Origin of the sequence: Pseudomonas sp. R1-43-08, assembly GCF_003852255.1 — a bacterium.
Lineage (GTDB): Bacteria > Pseudomonadota > Gammaproteobacteria > Pseudomonadales > Pseudomonadaceae > Aquipseudomonas.
The window spans coordinates 4282514-4300162 of record NZ_CP027734.1; the positions used below are offsets into that span (position 1 = coordinate 4282514).

20 protein-coding genes are annotated in these 17649 nt (G+C 58.9%); 12 read left to right on the top strand and 8 right to left on the bottom strand.

Translation table 11 applies throughout. The features are described from left to right. From C4J87_RS19600 to C4J87_RS19610, 3 genes are read right to left on the bottom strand one after another with little or no spacing between them, the layout of a single operon-like run. Positions 1 to 1230, bottom strand: a complete 1230-nt coding sequence (locus tag C4J87_RS19600; protein WP_124368085.1) for an RNA polymerase sigma factor — start codon at positions 1228 to 1230, stop codon at positions 1 to 3. After that, positions 1227 to 1577: a YciI family protein gene (locus C4J87_RS19605; protein ID WP_124368086.1), complete on the bottom strand. Its 351-nt coding sequence runs from the start codon at positions 1575 to 1577 to the stop codon at positions 1227 to 1229. Before C4J87_RS19605 ends, C4J87_RS19600 begins: the two co-directional genes overlap by 4 nt. Positions 1578 to 1619: 42 nt before the next feature. Beyond that, positions 1620 to 2039 (bottom strand): nuclear transport factor 2 family protein, encoded by a 420-nt coding sequence (locus tag C4J87_RS19610; protein ID WP_124368087.1) that lies wholly within the window; start codon positions 2037 to 2039, stop codon positions 1620 to 1622. A gap of 148 nt (positions 2040 to 2187) precedes the next feature. Between C4J87_RS19610 and C4J87_RS19615 the strand changes: the two genes are divergently transcribed. The 3 genes from C4J87_RS19615 to C4J87_RS19625 are packed head-to-tail and all read left to right on the top strand — an operon-like array spanning position 2188 to position 4204. Beyond that, positions 2188 to 2706 carry an N-acetyltransferase gene (locus C4J87_RS19615; protein WP_124368088.1) on the top strand — a complete coding sequence of 173 codons (519 nt, stop codon included), beginning with the start codon at positions 2188 to 2190 and terminating at the stop codon, positions 2704 to 2706. A 42-nt stretch (positions 2707 to 2748) separates the two neighbouring features. After that, a complete protein-coding gene (locus C4J87_RS19620) occupies positions 2749 to 3003 on the top strand; it encodes a helix-turn-helix domain-containing protein (RefSeq protein ID WP_124368089.1) in 255 nt (84 codons plus the stop codon). Continuing rightward, positions 2996 to 4204: a type II toxin-antitoxin system HipA family toxin gene (locus C4J87_RS19625; RefSeq protein ID WP_124368090.1), complete on the top strand. Its 1209-nt coding sequence runs from the start codon at positions 2996 to 2998 to the stop codon at positions 4202 to 4204. The genes C4J87_RS19620 and C4J87_RS19625 overlap by 8 nt, the downstream gene beginning before the upstream one ends. A gap of 20 nt (positions 4205 to 4224) precedes the next feature. Here C4J87_RS19625 and C4J87_RS19630 read toward each other — a convergent pair whose 3' ends face one another. Next, complete coding sequence (locus C4J87_RS19630; RefSeq protein ID WP_124364090.1) at positions 4225 to 4707, bottom strand: GyrI-like domain-containing protein; 483 nt, start codon at positions 4705 to 4707, stop codon at positions 4225 to 4227. Positions 4708 to 4901: 194 nt separating this feature from the next. Between C4J87_RS19630 and alaC the strand changes: the two genes are divergently transcribed. Continuing rightward, the gene (gene alaC / locus C4J87_RS19635) at positions 4902 to 6119 is read left to right on the top strand and encodes an alanine transaminase (protein ID WP_124364091.1); all 1218 of its coding nucleotides are present in this window, start codon (positions 4902 to 4904) and stop codon (positions 6117 to 6119) included. 138 nt (positions 6120 to 6257) lie between these two features. Here alaC and C4J87_RS19640 read toward each other — a convergent pair whose 3' ends face one another. Both C4J87_RS19640 and C4J87_RS19645 read right to left on the bottom strand, forming a co-directional pair. Further along, positions 6258 to 7610: a GntP family permease gene (locus tag C4J87_RS19640; protein ID WP_124368091.1), complete on the bottom strand. Its 1353-nt coding sequence runs from the start codon at positions 7608 to 7610 to the stop codon at positions 6258 to 6260. A gap of 83 nt (positions 7611 to 7693) precedes the next feature. Next, positions 7694 to 8227 (bottom strand): gluconokinase, encoded by a 534-nt coding sequence (locus C4J87_RS19645; RefSeq protein ID WP_124368092.1) that lies wholly within the window; start codon positions 8225 to 8227, stop codon positions 7694 to 7696. Between the two features lie 212 nt (positions 8228 to 8439). On the opposite strand from C4J87_RS19645, the gene C4J87_RS19650 reads away from it, so the two are divergent. Further along, a complete protein-coding gene (locus tag C4J87_RS19650; protein WP_164487690.1) occupies positions 8440 to 9471 on the top strand; it encodes a LacI family DNA-binding transcriptional regulator in 1032 nt (343 codons plus the stop codon). Positions 9472 to 9481: 10 nt separating this feature from the next. On the opposite strand, the gene C4J87_RS19655 is transcribed toward C4J87_RS19650, so the two are convergent. After that, a complete protein-coding gene (locus C4J87_RS19655; protein ID WP_124368094.1) occupies positions 9482 to 10627 on the bottom strand; it encodes a hypothetical protein in 1146 nt (381 codons plus the stop codon). Between the two features lie 433 nt (positions 10628 to 11060). Between C4J87_RS19655 and C4J87_RS19660 the strand changes: the two genes are divergently transcribed. The 7 genes from C4J87_RS19660 (at position 11061) to C4J87_RS19690 (ending at position 16587) form a co-directional block, all read left to right on the top strand. Beyond that, the gene (locus C4J87_RS19660; RefSeq protein WP_124368095.1) at positions 11061 to 11978 is read left to right on the top strand and encodes a hypothetical protein; all 918 of its coding nucleotides are present in this window, start codon (positions 11061 to 11063) and stop codon (positions 11976 to 11978) included. A gap of 220 nt (positions 11979 to 12198) precedes the next feature. Continuing rightward, the gene (locus C4J87_RS19665) at positions 12199 to 12438 is read left to right on the top strand and encodes a DUF6124 family protein (protein ID WP_124368096.1); all 240 of its coding nucleotides are present in this window, start codon (positions 12199 to 12201) and stop codon (positions 12436 to 12438) included. Positions 12439 to 12608: 170 nt separating this feature from the next. Continuing rightward, positions 12609 to 13034 (top strand): DUF6252 family protein, encoded by a 426-nt coding sequence (locus C4J87_RS19670; RefSeq protein WP_124368097.1) that lies wholly within the window; start codon positions 12609 to 12611, stop codon positions 13032 to 13034. A 140-nt stretch (positions 13035 to 13174) separates the two neighbouring features. Continuing rightward, on the top strand, positions 13175 to 13810 hold the full coding sequence (locus tag C4J87_RS19675; RefSeq protein WP_124368098.1) for a glutathione S-transferase family protein: 636 nt from the start codon (positions 13175 to 13177) through the stop codon (positions 13808 to 13810). Positions 13811 to 13823: 13 nt separating this feature from the next. Beyond that, positions 13824 to 14561 carry an NAD(P)-dependent oxidoreductase gene (locus C4J87_RS19680; protein WP_124368099.1) on the top strand — a complete coding sequence of 246 codons (738 nt, stop codon included), beginning with the start codon at positions 13824 to 13826 and terminating at the stop codon, positions 14559 to 14561. A 12-nt stretch (positions 14562 to 14573) separates the two neighbouring features. Beyond that, positions 14574 to 15983 carry an MFS transporter gene (locus tag C4J87_RS19685; RefSeq protein WP_124368100.1) on the top strand — a complete coding sequence of 470 codons (1410 nt, stop codon included), beginning with the start codon at positions 14574 to 14576 and terminating at the stop codon, positions 15981 to 15983. Between the two features lie 133 nt (positions 15984 to 16116). Continuing rightward, positions 16117 to 16587: a hypothetical protein gene (locus C4J87_RS19690; protein ID WP_124368101.1), complete on the top strand. Its 471-nt coding sequence runs from the start codon at positions 16117 to 16119 to the stop codon at positions 16585 to 16587. A 145-nt stretch (positions 16588 to 16732) separates the two neighbouring features. On the opposite strand, the gene C4J87_RS19695 is transcribed toward C4J87_RS19690, so the two are convergent. Continuing rightward, positions 16733 to 17596, bottom strand: a complete 864-nt coding sequence (locus C4J87_RS19695) for a LysR family transcriptional regulator (RefSeq protein WP_124368102.1) — start codon at positions 17594 to 17596, stop codon at positions 16733 to 16735. Positions 17597 to 17649: the final 53 nt, after the last annotated feature.

The following is a 17649-nucleotide window of genomic DNA, read 5'->3' on the forward strand; positions in this document are numbered from 1 at the left end:
TCACTGTTGATGGGCTTGGAGTTCGGCCAGCCGCTGTTCGAGGAAGCGCTGCTCAGGGGTTTGCCGGGTCAACGTCAGCGCCCGCGCATAGGCGGCGCGCGCTTCATCAACCCGCCCCAACTGTCGGCAGAATTCACCCCGCGCCGAATGCGCCAAGTGGTAATCCTGTAACTCACCGCGCTGCAGAATGCCGTCTACCAGCGCCAGGCCCGCTAACGGCCCCTGCCCCATCGCCACTGCCACTGCCCGGTTCAGCTCGATCACCGGCGACGGCACGGCCCGAAGCAAGACATCGTAGAGCCCGACTATCTGTGGCCAGTCGGTTGCCTTTGCATTCGGCGCCTCAGCATGTACGGCGGCAATCGCCGCCTGCAGGCAATACGGCCCGAAGCGCGGTGTCGTCAGCGCCTGTTCCACCAATGCGCAACCTTCAGCAATCAAGGACGCGTCCCACAGCGAGCGGTCCTGTTCATTCAGCAACACCAGTTCACCGCTCGCCGAAGTGCGCGCCGGCCGACGCGATTCATGCAGCAGCATCAACGCCAGCAGGCCCATGACTTCGGGCTCCGGCAACAGCTCCATCAGCAAACGGCCGAGGCGAATGGCTTCGCGGGTCAAGTCTTCGCGCGTGAGGTCGGCGCCGGTGGAGGCCGAATAGCCCTCGTTGAACACCAGGTAAATCACGCGCAGCACGCTGTCGAGGCGCTCGGGCAACTCGGCCAGGGACGGCATTTGATAGGGAATTTTCGCGTCACGGATCTTGTGCTTGGCCCGCACGATGCGTTGCGCGATGGTGACCGGCGTGGCGAGAAACGCGCGGGCGATTTCTTCGGTGCTCAGGTCGCAGATTTCGCGCAAGGTCAGCGCCGCCTGGGCGTCGGCCGCCAGGGCCGGGTGGCAACAGGTGAAGATCAGGCGCAGGCGGTCGTCTTCCACGTCTTCAGCACTCCAGTCAGCCGCCTCCAGCGCATCCGCCTGCTCCTGCAACAACGGGGTAAACCGCGCCTGGCGACGCAAGCGGTCAATGGCCTTGAAGCGCCCGGTCGACACCAGCCAGGCCCGTGGATTATCCGGTATGCCGTCGTGGGGCCAGCGTTGCACGGCGACGAAAAATGCCTCGTGCAAGGCCTCCTCGGCCAGGTCGAAATCACCGAGCAGGCGAATCAGCGTCGCGAGTACGCGGCGTGATTCGCTGCGGTAAATACGCTCGACCTGCAGGTTATGCGTCATCGCGCCAGGTTCAACTCGCGCACGGGACGCACTTCCACACTGCCGACCCGCGCTGCCGGAATGCCACCCGCCACCTGGATGGCTTCATTCAAATCCTTGGCCTCGATCAGGTAGAACCCGGCGAGCTGTTCCTTGGTTTCGGCGAAGGGTCCGTCGGTGATCGAAAGCTTGCCATTGCGCATGCGCACGGTGGTGGCGGTGCTGACCGACTCCAGCGGCTCGGCGGCGAGCATCCGGCCGCTTTTTTGTATCGCCTCGGCGTAAGCGAAACACTCGGTGTCAGCCGGGCTGTCGGGCGAGGTGTGCAACACCTGTTCGGTGCTGTAGATCAGGCACAGGTATTTCATGGCGTTCTCCGTGTTCGGATGACTGACTATAGTCCGCAACGCTCAAGGCTTGAGGTCGAACAGCGCAGCGCCGCTTTGCATATCGAAAGGTGCCGACCAGTGTTCATGCACCACCTTCCACTGACCGTCGATACGCTGATAGCCGGCAGTGACGCGCATCCAGCATGCCTTCACCTCGCCATCCGGCCCGGCGCCGCCGCAGTGGGCGAGCCAATGGGCAAACGCGCTCTCTTGCGCCTCCACGATGTGCAACTCATGAAACTCGAAAATACCCGGGCCGGGGCAATGCTCCATGCACGCTTCCCAGTGCGCGCGATAGGCCGTCTTGCCCTTGAATTGCAGTGCGGTCACGGCGTCGAACGAGACGATATCGTCGGCGTAAAAGCTGACAATCTTATCGACATCACGGCTGACGACGGCGTGCTTCCATTGCTCGATCAGGCTGTTGATGGCAGTGCTCATGGCGATGACTCCTTGGGGTTGGAAAATACGGAAGACACCCTTAGTCGAACGCGCTGCAGGCAAATCGACAGTCCGCACAAAAATAATGTCGCCTCCGGCAAAAACGCTAGAATCCGCCCCTCTTCGTAGGATTTCGGATATGCCGCACATGGAAACCCGCCTCGTCCCCTATCACGCGCTGAACGTTGTACAAAAACAGCAGCTCGACGGACTGGAAGTCAATCCAGAACAACTGGCGTATTCGGGTGATATCTATTGCGCGCTGAACAGCCTGCTGGTCAACCCCAACCCCGACGCTATCAAAGGCTTCGCCCTGCTCGCCGACGAGCGGCCGGTAGCCTTTCTGCTACTCAAACGCCCACCTTGCCTGCCCCATTGGGCCGACGAACACAGTGCGACGCTGCATGCGTTGCAGGTTGATCGGCATCAGCAGGGTCGTGGGTTTGGCAAAGCCTGTTTGCAGGCGCTGCCGGAGGTGGCGCTACAGGCGTGGCCGCAGATCAAGGCACTGGAATTGTCGGTGGATGCGGACAATGAAGCGGCGATGGGGTTGTATCTGGCAGCCGGTTGGGTGGATAGCGGTGAGGCTTACAGGGGAAGGATTGGGTATGAGCGCAGGTTGAGATGGGTGTTTAGTCAGCCCGGTGTTGACACCGTCAAAATGTAACGTATACATAACTTAACAACAGCAAAGTAATGTATACGCGACATGGACACTTCTGTAATTACTCAACGACTCGGCGTCCAGCTGCGCACCATGCGCTTGAATCGCGGATATAAGCAGGTGGATCTGGCGAAGTTGGCGGGAATTACCCGGCAAAAGCTGATCGAAATCGAAAAAGGCAGCCTCTCGGTCTCGATGAATGCCTATGCTCGGGTGGTCGCCGCCTTGGGCAACGAATTCAAATTGGTGCCTGTGACCTTGCCGACCCTGGAGGAACTGGAGGACTTGTTCAATGAATAGCCCCACGCTACGCGTTCATACGCCTCAAGGGGACAGCGGCAGCGTGCTGGTCGGTGCTCAAGACTATTTGTTCCGGTATAGCGATAACGCAAAAGCCGACAGCGCAATCAGCCTGTCGATGCCCGTCCGCACGGAAGAATACCGTCGCCGGGACCTGCACCCTATCTTTCAGATGAATTTGCCCGAAGGCTACGTGCTGGAGCAACTGCGCAATCGCCTCGCCAAAACGGTGAAGGTCGACCCGATGTTGCTGTTGGCGCTCTCGGGAAGCAGCGCGCCAATCGGTCGGGTTTTCGTATCTTCTGAACAGGTGAACGAGCTGATCCATCGCAACAGCCCCCACACAACCGGAGAAAATCTCGACGAAATTCTTGCGTGGGACGGCGCGGAAGATCTGTTCGTCGAGCTGGTGGATCGCTACATCCTGCGAGCAGGTATATCCGGTGTGCAACCCAAAGTATTGGTGCCGGAAAAACCACAAACGCCCGAACAGAAATTCACCTCGAAAACCGACGATCTGATCATTAAAAGCGGGCGCGACGAGTTTCCGGGGTTGGCCATCAATGAATACCTGTGCATGTCCATTGCCCGAGACGCGGGCCTGCCCGTACCGCCGTTTTATCTGTCCCGCAACCATAAGCTGTTCATCATGCGGCGCTTCGATCGGGACGCACAGCTCAACCCACTGGGCTTCGAAGACATGACCGCGCTGATGGGCCTGTCCGCCGAGCAAAAGTACACCAAGAGTTACGCCGCCATAGCCAAGGCTGTACGCGTGTTCTGCGCCCCGGCGCATCAACGCAGTTCGCTGGACCAATTGTTCGATAGCGTAGCGCTGAGTTGCATCGTGGGTAATGGCGATGCCCATCTGAAGAATTTCGGCGTGCTCTATAGCAATCCGGTGAAATCAGATACGCGGTTGGCACCGGCCTACGACATCGTAAACACCACCGCTTACATCCCGGAAGACTCACTGGCATTGGACCTGGGCGGAAATAAATCGTTATTCGCCTCGCGCCTGGGCATCCTCGAATTTGCCAGAACCTGCGAAGTCGAACATCCCGAGGAGCGTATCCAGGCGCTGTTGCAGACCCTTGAAATAGTGCTCAAACGCGAAGATGACTACTGCCGGTTGGCACCTGAGGTGGCGAGCGCCATACGTCAATCCGCTCAAGGTTATCAAAATAGCTTCGGGGGCTGAGTCGCCCCCGGTTCTGGCTCTCAGGCTTTCTGTCCAACCGGCAGCCAGATTTCCACCGTCCCGGTGCCCTTTTTCCCGTCAAAGTCCGCACTGTAGCGCTCGAAATCCGCGCCCATCACCTTGTAGCCCGAATGCGGCAGCCATTCGAACATGATGCGCTCGTACGTCTGTTCCAGCGCCCGCACAGGCCCGTAATGCGTGAACACGGCGTAATTGAGCGGCGCAATTTCGATGAACTGGAAATTGCTCGGCACATCGCCCTTGGTCGGGACTTCAACACCGGCCATGTAGTCGAATTCGCCGTGCTTGGGGTTATGGCAAACACCATACGTCACGCCGCCGACGCGCTTTTTGATGTCCTTGATGCACGTGTCGAACAACTCCCACAGATTGGGGATATCGCCCACGGTAGCCTTCGAATAGCGCCCCTGAACGCCGGCGATCACCATGGCCTTGCCGGCTTCCATGCGTGGCTCCAACGGTTGTTTTGTCTGCTGATCCATACGAACAGTCTCCTTCTTATGAGGGAACAAACCCGCATCGAGTATAGGGGCATATCCGCGTCGCGCTCCATGTGGAAATTTTTCCTACGCATCTGGACAACTGGCCATCATCGACCGTATTGTCTGCCCGCAGGCCACCGCAGTGGCCGACGTCGCTCGGACGGTTCCGGGCGCTTACGTACCTCGAGGCAACAATGGCAGACCAAGGTTCGCCGCGCCGCTTTGCGCGCATAGATCGACTCCCCCCCTACGTGTTCAATATCACTGCCGAGCTGAAGATGGCTGCGCGTCGGCGCGGCGAAGACATCATCGACTTGAGCATGGGTAACCCCGACGGCGCCACGCCCCCGCACATCGTGGAGAAAATGGTCACCGTCGCCCAGCGTGAAGACACCCACGGCTACTCCACGTCCAAAGGCATTCCGCGCCTGCGCCGGGCGATTTCGCGTTGGTACAAAGATCGTTATGAGGTGGACATCGACCCCGAGTCGGAAGCCATCGTCACCATCGGTTCCAAAGAAGGCCTGGCGCACTTGATGCTGGCCACCCTGGACCAGGGCGATACCGTGCTGGTGCCCAACCCCAGCTACCCGATTCACATTTACGGTGCGGTGATTGCCGGCGCCCAGGTGCGCTCGGTGCCGCTGGTGCCCGGCGTGGATTTCTTCGCCGAGCTTGAGCGGGCGATTCGCGGCTCGATCCCCAAGCCGAAAATGATGATCCTCGGCTTCCCGTCCAACCCCACCGCGCAGTGCGTGGAGCTGGATTTCTTCGAGCGCGTGATCGCCCTGGCCAAGCAGTACGACGTGCTGGTGGTGCATGACCTGGCCTACGCCGACATCGTCTACGACGGCTGGAAAGCCCCGTCGATCATGCAAGTGCCCGGCGCCAAGGACATTGCGGTGGAGTTTTTCACCCTGTCCAAGAGCTACAACATGGCCGGCTGGCGTATCGGCTTCATGGTGGGCAACCCGGAACTGGTCAACGCCCTGGCGCGGATCAAGAGTTACCACGACTACGGCACCTTCACCCCGCTGCAAGTCGCGGCGATTGCGGCGCTGGAAGGTGACCAGCAGTGTGTGAAAGACATTGCCGAGCAGTATCGTCAGCGCCGTAACGTGCTGGTAAAGGGTCTGCATGAGCTGGGCTGGATGGTGGAAAATCCGAAGGCGTCGATGTATGTCTGGGCCAAGATTCCCGAGCAGTATGCCGCCATGGGCTCGCTGGAGTTTGCCAAGAAACTGCTGCTTGAGGCGAAGGTGTGTGTATCGCCGGGGATTGGCTTTGGTGAGTATGGTGACGATCACGTGCGCTTTGCGCTGATCGAGAACCAGGACCGGATTCGCCAGGCGGTGCGGGGAATTCGCGGGATGTTCCGGGCGGACGGGCTGGTAGCAAAACCCGGCGTCTGACTCGGTCAAAAAGTGGGAGGGGGCTTGCTCCCGATCGCGGTGAATCAGCCACCACATGCAGTGGCTGACACCCTGCTATCGGGGGCAAGCCCCCTCCCACATTGGATTGGGTTCCCATATCTGCTGTGGTGGTGTGGCTTACACCACCAACGACAGCAACATGATGAAGATCAGCGCCACCACCGACAGGATGGTCTCCATCGCCGTCCAGGTCTTGAATGTCTCGGCCACGGTCATGTTGAAGTACTGCTTCACCAACCAGAACCCCGCGTCGTTAACGTGCGACAGGATCAACGAACCCGCCCCCGTCGCCAGCACCAGCAGCTCGCGGTTAACCCCTGGGATCATGCCCACCACCGGCACCACGATGCCCGCGCCGGTAATGGTTGCCACGGTTGCGGAGCCTGTGGCCACGCGAATCACCGCCGCCACCAGCCACGCCAGCAGGATCGGGTTGATCTGTGCGTTCACCGCCATGTGGCCGATCACGTCGCCCACGCCGCTGGTCACCAGCATCTGCTTGAAGCCGCCACCGGCGCCGATGATCAGGATGATCGCGGCGGTCGGCGCAAGGCTGGCGTCGAGCAGTTTGAGGATCTGCTTGGAATGGATGCCCTGGCGATGGCCGAAGGTGTACAGCGACAGCAGCAACGCCAGCAACAGGGCAGTGATCGGGTGACCGATCATGTCCATCCAGTTGCGCACCACGTTGCCTTCGGCGAACGCAATGTCGGCGAAGGTTTTGAGCAGCATCAAAAACACCGGCAGCAGCACGGTGACCAGGGTGATGCCGAAGCTTGGCAGCGATTTGTTATCGGTCTCGCGGGCCAGTTGATCCACCAGTTCCTGGGACGGGTTGCCCGGAATGTACTTGGCGATGAACGTGCCGAAGATCGGGCCGGCAATAATGGCGGTTGGCAGTGCGACGATCAGGCCATACAGGATGGTCTTGCCGATGTCCGCGCCAAACACGCCGATGGCCAGCAGCGGGCCCGGGTGCGGCGGCACCAGGCCGTGCACCGCCGACAGGCCGGCGAGCAGCGGAATGCCGATCTTGATCAGCGATACACCGGTGCGACGTGCAACGATAAACACCAGCGGGATCAGCAGCACAAAGCCAATCTCGAAGAACAGCGGGATGCCCACCAGGAACGCGGCGAACATCATGGCCCACTGGACCTTGTCCTTGCCAAAGGCGCGGATCAACGTCTGGGCGATCTGATCGGCGCCGCCGGACTCGGCCATCATCTTGCCGAGCATGGTACCCAGCGCGAGGATGATGCCGACAAAGCCGAGCACACCGCCGAACCCGTCCTGGAACGCCTTGATGATCTTGTCCACGGGCATGCCCGAGGTCAGGCCGAGGAAACCGGCCGCGATGATCAGTGCAATGAACGGGTGCACCTTGAACTTGGTGATCAGAACGATCAACCCGATGATAGTGACTACTGCGTCTAGCAGCAGGTATGACTCGTGGGACATGCCAAACATGGGGGGTCTCTCCTGTTTGTTGTTGTTATTAAAGCGGGTGTTGAACTTCCTGCCGGGGATAGCGCTATCTTTCCGGCAAAAAATTACTGATTAGGTTCAAAGCCGTGCTCGAGCCACCAGGTGTTGGTCTGCTCGGCCAGCTCCTCGACGCTGTCTTCGCTGGCGTTGAGAGCCAGGGTCAGCGGCTCGCCCTTGGGCGATTCAAGAGTGGCGAACTGGCTGTCGATCAGGCTGGCCGGCATGAAATGGCCGGGGCGATGGGACACGCGGTCGGCGGCCACTTCACGGGTCAGCTCCAGGAATACAAAGCCCAGGCCCGGCGCGGCTTCGCGCAGGTGATCGCGGTATTTCCTTTTCAGGGCCGAACAGGTGAGCACCGGATGCTCCCCGGCCTTGAGCGAACGGCGCAGTTCATCGCAGAGGATGTCGAGCCAGCCGGCGCGGTCGTCGTCGTTGAGGGGGTGGCCGGCGCTCATCTTTTCGATGTTCGCGGCGGGGTGAAAGCTGTCGCCTTCAATGGCGGTGGCGCCGTTCAGACGGCACAGGGCCTCGCTGACGCTGGTTTTGCCACAGCCGGCAACACCCATGATGACCAGGGCAGTAACAGGTTGACTCATAAACACCTCAGGACGCAGATAGCGCTACCTTTGCACAGCGTAAGGCTAGTGCAAAAACAGGCTTTTCCCGCGCCGTCTTGTCTTTTTTTATGGAGTGACGCGTGCATCCGCTCCAATCATTTGAACGGGATCAGGCAACCCAACGTTCAAGCATTTGCAGCCGTTTGGAGACAGCGCTACCTTAGTGCCTCGATTTTTGTTTGGCAAGCCGCCTGATGACCTCTAAGAACGATAAAAATACCCGTACCACCGGTCGCCCCACATTGAATGAAGTTGCCCGTCTGGCCGGCGTCAGCCCGATCACCGCCTCCCGCGCCCTGCGCGGTATCAGCACCGTCGCCGCCGAACTGGTGGAAAAAGTCCAGCAAGCCGCCGCCGAACTCAACTACGTGGTCAACCCCGCTGCCCGTGCGCTGGCGTCGGCCCAGAGCCATTCGGTGGTGGTGCTGGTGCCGTCCTTGTCCAACCTGCTGTTTATTGAAACATTGGAAGCCATTCATCAGGTGCTGCGCCCCAAGGGCTTTGAAGTGCTGATCGGCAATTCCCATTATTCGCGCGACGAAGAAGAAAACCTGCTGCGCAACTATATGGCCTACCAGCCTCGAGGTTTGCTGCTGACCGGGTTCGACCGCACCGAAAGCGCGCGACGGATGGTCGAGGCCAGCAACGTGCCCTGCGTGTACATGATGGACCTGGACCCCAACGCTGGCGTGAACTGCGTAGGCTTCTCGCAGTTGGCGGCCGGGGAAACGGCTGCAGCGCATCTGCTCTCCCGTGGGCGCAAGCGCCTGGCCTATATCGGCGCGCAGCTGGACCAGCGCACCCTGCTGCGGGGTGAGGGGTTCCGCCGCGCCCTGCAACAGGCCGGCCTCTACGACCCGGCGCTGGAGCTGCTGACACCGCGCCCCTCCTCCGTGGGCCTGGGTGGCGAACTGTTTTTGCAACTGCTCGCCGCCCATCCGGATGTAGACGCCGTTTTCTTTGGCAACGACGACCTGGCCCAGGGCGCCCTGCTCGAAGCCATGCGCCACGGCATCAATATCCCGGAGCGCGTAGCGGTGTTGGGCTTTAACGACTTGCCCGCATCCTCCTTCATGGTGCCGCGCCTGAGCAGCATCAGCACGCCCCGCGAAGCCATCGGCCGGCGTGCGGCGGAGCACTTGCTGACGATCATGGCGGGTAACAGGATCGCCAAGCCGGTGGTGGATATGGGGTTTGAGTTGCAGGTGCGGGAGAGTACGTGAAGGCTCGCGCTTAGTCGGACGGAGGAAGCCTGTAGCCGCCGCCCTCCGCGCCTTCGTGCAACGCCGCCTGGATACGCTCGTATAGCGCGTTGGCCTCCCGCGAACCGATGGATCGCGAGCAATCGCGTAACACGATACGAAGCAGGATGTTCTCTTGCCCAGGCAACAACCCCAGGCGAGCGATTGCTTGCGCTGGCAACTCATCTCGAGACCAGCGCCCCTTGATCTGCATTTCCTCCACCCACGCTGCGTCCTCACCTGCGGCGAGCAGCATCTTCTCAGTGATTACTTCTTCGCTTTGCCCCGGCGTCACCGCAAGAGAAATGTCTCGGGTAATCGAAGGCAATCGAGAAATCGGCTGCCACGGTTTCAAGTCAAACATTTGCGCCCTGACGCGGGGATGGGTATCACGCAGGAGTCGAATATCCGGAATGCCCTTGCGCAGCATGGTCAAACGATCCAGGCCCATCCCCAAAGCCAAGCCACCGTGGTGGTGCGGATCGATATTCAAGCGTTCAAGTAACGACCGGGCGATGCAGCCGCACTCCAACACCTCGATTGGTTCTCCATCTAGAATCAAGTTCACCTCGATACCACCTTCGGTGTAATGGTGCGGGCTGTCCGAGAACACCCATTCCATGGCGGGCACTGCAATGTCCAGGATGTCTGCCACCAGGCGCAATAGCTGATCCCGTTCAGCAAGCTGCGGCTCGCCCAGTACCCACAGGTCCATCTGATGCGGTTCCGCACAATGCCAGCGATCACGGCTATCACGTCGAAATGTCATGCCGGGCGCCGCCAACAGCCTCATCTGCCCAGGCTGGCGGTTTTCACTGGCCCGCTGTAATGCTGCCGGAATCAAACTGGTGGTTTGAGTACGCAGCAGGCTGGTGTCATCAACCCACCGGGTGTGGGCACTGCCCAGGGTAATTTCGCGGGTGTCGTAGCCGAGCAGGCCGTAGTTATCGTGGGCCGAAACCACACGCGGCCCTTGCAGCCACTGAGGGTCAGGCCAATGACGCGAGGTCAGGCCTTGGAGAATTTGATCAAGTAATAGTCGCACTGCGTGCGGCTCGGGGCTGGGGTCGGTGAGATCCTCTAATGTCAGGGCTCGTTTCAGTTCGGCGGCACTTATAACTTTTCTGCTTGGATACATATCTGCATCTCCTGCACCGTAAAAGCCAGAAGTACAAAAACTACGCCTTGAAACTTTACGAGCGCAACAGCCAGACAATGAGAAACTATATTTTCAGATGCTACGTACAGACGTTACTTACAGACTTCGTAAAAAATCATAAAAACCTCTGACTTAAAATAAATACATATAAAAACCATCATTCAATACTTTCAATCTGCCCCCTTTGGAGAGCTAATGTCTTCACCCCGCCCAACGGGGTGCTTACAAACAGAACCGGATCAATAAGGTAGGAGGCAAAATGAAAACCTTAGATCAATTGAACGAACAACAGCTCAATCGCAAAACGCCTGATTCAGAAGCGTTTACCTGGCCACCGCTGTCGTGGCCTTAATTGAAGCACTGAAGCGCCAAGGCTTAGGCTTTGGCGCCTTCGCATGTAGGAGCCCACCCCATGATAGCGCCCAAAACCATATTGCTGGACAAAGGAAACCTTGTGATCACTTCCGACTCACCACAGTTTCTTGAGTACTGTAGTCTTCAGCACTTTACGACAAAAAATATTATGCAAGCTCAGTCACTGGACCAAAATAGCCTGGTGTTTTCGTTTAGTGACTGCGCTGCAAAAAAGACATTTTACCTAGCTAGGCTCACCGCTAAAAAGCGCTGTGTATTTTTCCCTATACATGTTTTTGAAAACACAATCAACAATGCACTATATAGCTTAGAGTGCTTTCTAAAAAGCGACATTACACAAGCGCTCATGGAGCAGCGAAAAGCCTTAGAACTGATTAACTGTAAGTCCCCCCTTACCCTGACAGGACCTTCAACCCAATCGACTGTAAACGTTTTATCCAGCGCGGTGTCCTATGCAATGCTCGACGGAGATTTACAGGATAACTTCGTTCACTCAGCCGCCGAGTTTTTCGAAGTCCACCTTGCTCATATGAAGCCCCAAACGGCTTGCCCCTTCACGGTCAATGGAGAGTTCCGAGTGAGTGGAATTCTGACCGTTCTGAGAAAAGCACAAAGCGCGCCTCCTGACATCACAAACTCACTCACTACACTGATCGGTGAAGTTGCTTCAAAACAGGCCAGCCTGAAGGTCGAAGGAAATAAGGTCACGTCATTCACGGTAGACAACCGAGATTATGCCGACCTGATTAAACGCGCGGCGGGAAAAAGAGGAGCGCACCTCACCGAATTCGCCATAGGCGTAAATCAGGCGATTGCGCCCATTATAGATTTCAGCATTAACTCTCAGATGAACGAGGGCGTCAGTGGCGTTCATGTGGCTGTTGGCGATGGTACTAATGGCTATCACATTGATTTTCTATGCCCAGATGTCGTTGTTCGTAAGGCGCTCACATGATCTGTACCAAGCAGGGCGTAGGAACGATCACGGGCACGTAGGAAGGCTGTAGGAAGCGGCTGACATCACGCCAAGTGCCTTGCTCCATTACCTACGGTTACGTCAGAATCCGCCGGCTTGTGTGACGGGGTGGCGGTCTTTAAGGTTTGCCGGTCGCTGAATTTCTCGGTGATCGGGTTTAGTAGCCCATTTTTGGACCTCCTAAACCAGGAGCATTGCAATGTTCAAAGAAATCGACACGCCGCCAAACACCCTCTTCACCGTCTTCCCCGATATTTCTACCGAAACCCTACTGATCAACAGCTACGAAACCGTGTGCTCCGTCAGCACCTTGCTGCTCGACCTGTCCGATGACCTCACTGGCAAGCAACGCGACGTAGCCCTGGCCATCCACCAATTGAGCGAGCTGAGCGTCTTGCTGGTGGGCAAGGCCATGGACCAACACACACCACGCGCTTAAGTCCCTACTCGGTCAAAATGTGGGAGGGGGCTGCCCCCCATGCTAAACATGGCTGTTTTTCCTCCCCTTACCTGTCAACTTTGACAGTAGGCAAGCGCCGGTGGGCGCCTTATAAGTACATCGTCAAGGATATCTCCTGACACTTGATTTTCACTGAAAAGGATCTTGCCATGTACTCGCTCACCTCCAAGAAAACGCTGTTCGCCAAAGGTGTGATCGGCTGCAATATATCGATTACCCCCCTCCCATTCACCTCAGAGTCAGTGACTCTTCAAGACGCGAGCGCTACCCGATTTGTAGTCGTTGGCCACGACAGATCAAGGGGTCGAGTTGTATTCATCTACCTGGATAAAGATATCTCCTGTGGTACTTTCAACATTGGGCAAGGCGAGAAAGTGTTTGCCTATTATTATCATAGTTACACGGAATTTGGATGGAACTACTATGCGGAGAGTGGAACCTTCACGCTATCCAGTGTTGATTTCGCCAACTCGCTATTGGAGGGGACGTTTAGCTTCAACGCGCCAGGCATGGACGGTGAACCGGAAATGAAGATAACGAACGGTGTTGTTAACCTGACTGGCCCTTCACGTTGAAGAAGTATTTTTATTCATTTGACGCGCTAAGGGCCCTTCGCTTGCCAGAGAGCTCTTAACGCCAACGCCTGACAAGAACCTCGCCCCCCCACCCCATGCCTCTGCTAAATTAAACCCCTTGTCATCGCCAAGGAAGCACCATGGGACATTCACTGAAAATCTTGGGCCGCGCCTCCTCCATTAACGTACGAAAAGTACTGTGGACCTGCCAGGAACTGGGTATCGACTACGTGCGTGAAGACTGGGGCATCGGCTTCAAGCCCACCCAATCCCCCGAATTTCTCGCCTTGAACCCCAATGCCCAGGTGCCGGTGCTGATCGACGACCATGGCGTGCTGTGGGAATCCAATACCATCTGCCGCTACCTGGTCGGCCTCTATCAACGTACTGACCTGCTGCCCGTCGAGCCCGCGCCACGGGCGCGCGTCGAACTATGGATCGACTGGCAAGCGGTCGAACTCAACCGTGCCTGGGGCGATGCGTTCACCGCGCTGGTGCGTAACAATCCCGACGGCCTGGACGCAACACAGATTGCTGCCGCCGTGCAACGCTGGAACAGCGTGATGGGCATTCTGGAACAACAGTTGGCCAAGACCGGCGCTTACGTAGCGGGCGATGAATTCACCCTCGCCGATATCCTGATCGGCCTCTCGGTGCACCGCTGGCAGGTGACGCCCATGGAGCGTCCGCCCTACCCCGCCATCGCGGCGTATTATCAACGACTCGGCGGGCAGCATGCAGGCTTCAAGACCTTCGCGCTCGACGGCCACAATTGAACAAGGACACACCATGAACGGACTCAACGTACTGCTGACCGGCGCCTGCGGCAAAATCGGCAAGACCTTTTTCGAGGCGTCGAAAGACCGCTACCGCTTCACCTTGACCGACCGTGTCGAGCCGGACTTCGCGCTCGGCGAACACCGCTTCGTGCACGCTGACCTGAGCGACAAATCCGTCCTCGCCAGCCTGCTCGAAAACATCGAGGTGGTTGTACACCTCGCGGGTATCCCGGACCCCGATGCGTCGTTCGAGGAGCTGCTGCCCAATAATATCCTCGCCACCACCTACCTGTTCGAGGCCGCCGTGGCCGCTGGCGTGCAGCGCCTGGTATATGCCAGCAGCGCGCAAGCTGTCGAAGGTTATCCGGTAGACCGTGAGATCACCCCCGACATGCATGTGATGCCGGCCAACCTGTATGGCGTGACCAAATGCTACGGTGAGGCGCTGTGTGGCTATTACGCGGCCAAAACCCCGCTCTCGACCATCGCCGTGCGCATTGGCGCGTTTGAGTTTCCCCAGCACGCAGACCTGAACAACGCCCGCGATCTCAGCGCGTGGCTCAGCCCGCGCGATGCGGTGCAACTGCTGCAGTGCGCGGTGGACACCCGCGATGTGAAACACCTGGTCGCCCATGGCATTTCCAATAATCGCTTCAAGCGCCTGGACCTGAGCGAAACCACACGAGTGTTGGGTTACCAACCGGTGGATGATGCGTTCCAGGTCTTTGAAATCCCCATCACTTACTGAGTGTTCTGACCCATGCCTGCACGCTCTACCACTGACGGCATCGACCCGACCCGCGCCGCCCACATCAGCGCACGTATCGACCGCTTGCCCGCCGTCGCCAGCATCTGGCGCCTGGTGGCATTGCTGTCGGTCGGCGGTTTTTTCGAGCTGTATGACCTGTTCCAGACGGCCTATATCAGCCCAGGCCTGATCAGCGACGGGATTTTCCACACGGGCAGCGAGGGCGTGTTTGGCTTTTCCGACCAGGCCGCGTTCGCCTCGGCCACCTTCCTCGGCCTGTTCCTTGGCGCCAGCCTGCTGAGCCCCATCGCCGATCGGTTCGGGCGCCGGGCAATCTTCACCTTTGCGCTGATCTGGTACACCGTCGCCACGGTGCTGATGGGCATCCAGACGTCCGCCCTGGGCATTATCTGCATGCGCTTTCTGGTGGGCATCGGACTGGGTATTGAACTGGTTACGATCGACGCCTATCTGTCGGAACTGGTGCCCAAGCGCATGCGCAGTTCGGCGTTTGCCTTTGCGTTTTTCATCCAGTTCCTGTCGGTGCCTGCGGTGGCGCTGATGTCATGGTGGCTGGTGCCCCAGGCGCCGTTCGGGATTTCCGGTTGGCGCTGGGTGGTGCTCAGCAGTGCAGTCTTTGCGTTGTTTATCTGGCAACTGCGCAAGCGCCTGCCGGAATCACCGCGCTGGCTGGCGCAGAAAGGTCGTTTCGAGGAAGCCGGCACGATCATGGACACCCTTGAAGCGCGCTGCCTGAAGGATCACGGCAAGCCTCTGGATGCGCCGGAACCCGAGGCTGTCAGCGTGCAGGGCAGCGGCCGTTTCGCCGATATCTGGCAACCGCCCTACCGCCGTCGCGCCTTGATGCTGATCGTGTTCCACGTGTTCCAGGCCATCGGTTTCTTCGGTTTTGGCAACTGGTTGCCCGCCTTGCTGTCGGGCCAGGGCGTCAGCGTAACCCATAGTCTGCTCTACGCCTTTATCATCACGCTCGCCTATCCGCTGGGCCCGCTGCTGTTCGTGAAGGTCGCCAACCGTTTTGAGAACAAGTGGCAGATTGTCGGCTCGGCCTTGGGTGCGGTGATCTTCGGCAGCCTGTTCGCTGTGCAAACCACGGCGGTGGGGCTGATCTTCTGTGGGGTGATGATCACCTTCTGCAACGCCTGGCTGAGCTTCAGCTATCACTCGTATCAGAGCGAATTGTTCCCCACCAATATCCGTGCGCGGGCGGTAGGGTTCTGCTACTCGTTCAGCCGCTTGTCCACGGTGTTCAGCAGCCTGCTGATCGGTTTTATCCTCGAACACCTGGGCACACCGGGCGTGCTGGCGTTTATCGCGAGCAGCATGTTGATTGTGATGATCACCATCAGTTGGTTCGGGCCGCGAACGCGCAACCTGGCACTGGAGAATATCGCCCACTGATGGCAAGGGTTGGCCGTCGACAGGACAGTGTTTGCCGCGACGGCGGCTTGCCCCCCAATAAAAGCGGGCACGTCGTGCCCGGCATGCTAATTGCTCCAGCTGTCACACCGAACATTCCCCCAGGTGACCGATCATGCTGGTTAACAACGACATCCAAGCCGCGTCGACCGTCCAACAGCTCAAGCGCTCCGACATGGACCCGGCCAACGCCGCTGCCAGCGCGCTGTACAGCGGCGCCCTGCAAACGGCGCAGCAAAGCGTGACGGTGCCGGCCGCCCAGAAGGACCTGGACAAGGCGAGCGATCGCATCGACGAGGCCTTCGCCAAGACCCGCGTGCAGTTGCAAGCCACAGCGACGACCTCCGGGGCGCGGGCTGAACTCAGCGAATACATGAGCAAATCCCCGGCCGAGCGCATCCGCGAGCAGTTGCTCAAGGAGCAGGGGATGACAGAAGAGCAAGTGCAGGCCCTGCCGCAGGAAAAACAAGACGCGATTGCCAGACAAGTGGCTGAGCGTTTAAAGGAGCAGCAACAGCAGCAGGTAGCGGCGAAGGCGGCTGCTCCACAGGCCCAGGCAGTGAAAGACACCCTGGCAGCAATCTAAGCCACACCGTTGAACAAAAAATGTGGGAGGGGGCTTGCCCCCGATAGCAGCGTATCAGCCACCGATTCATTGACTGATCCACCGCCATCGGGAGCAAGCCCCCTCCCACATTTTGAATTTCTTTCACATCAGGTCAGCGGCGTTTTCAGTTATCAGCCAGCATTGCCAGCAACGCATCGGCGGCCGCAGAAGATGAGCGGTTTGGCGAGCCGACCAGGGCGAACTCGCGGTGTATCGGCACGCTCAGGGGCAGCACGCGCAGGCCCTGGCACTGGGCCGGCAGGGTCGTTTCCGGCACCAGGGTCACGCCGACATCCTCGCGTACCAGGCTGAAAGCGCTGCTCCATTCACGCACTTCGGCACGCACATCGCGCAGCGTCAGTCCGGCGTCGGCACTCAGGCTGCGGGCGTTTACGCTGCAGCCGCCGGTGGCAAGCACGAAGGGCTGCTCCAGCAACTGCGCAAGGGTCACCGTGACCTGCTGCGCCAGCGCGTGCCGGGCTGGCACCACCGCCAGCCAAATGTCCCGCCCCAATAGCGTGGGGTTGCGCTCGGGTTCTGGGTTGAGCACCACGCCCAGGTCGACCAGGTCGGCGTCGAGCAAGGCATGCACTTCGTCGTCGGTGACCTCAAGGGTGGTGACCTCAATGCCCGGATACAACTGCGCAAAACGCTGCAACCTGGGGCTCAGAAACTTCGCCAGTACCTGAGGGAAACACGCGATGCGCAGGTTCCCACGCAGCATGGGTCGGGCTTCCTCCACGCGGCAGCGTATCGCCTGCAAGGCACCGAGCATCACCCGCGCCTGTTCGATCACACTCACCCCCAAGGCAGTGGGCAAGGTCTTGCGCGGCTCGCGGGTGAACAGTTGCACCCCCAACGCGATCTCCATGGATGCCATGGCCTGGCTGGCGGCGGACTGGGTCATGCCCACCCGTTCGGCAGCGGCGGTGATGCTGCCGTGATCGGCCACCGCCACCAGCAGGCGCCAATGCATCAAGTTCATCATGGCAGTAGCTGTCCTTATGGGTGGGGTATGAAGCTTTAATTTTACCCACGGTG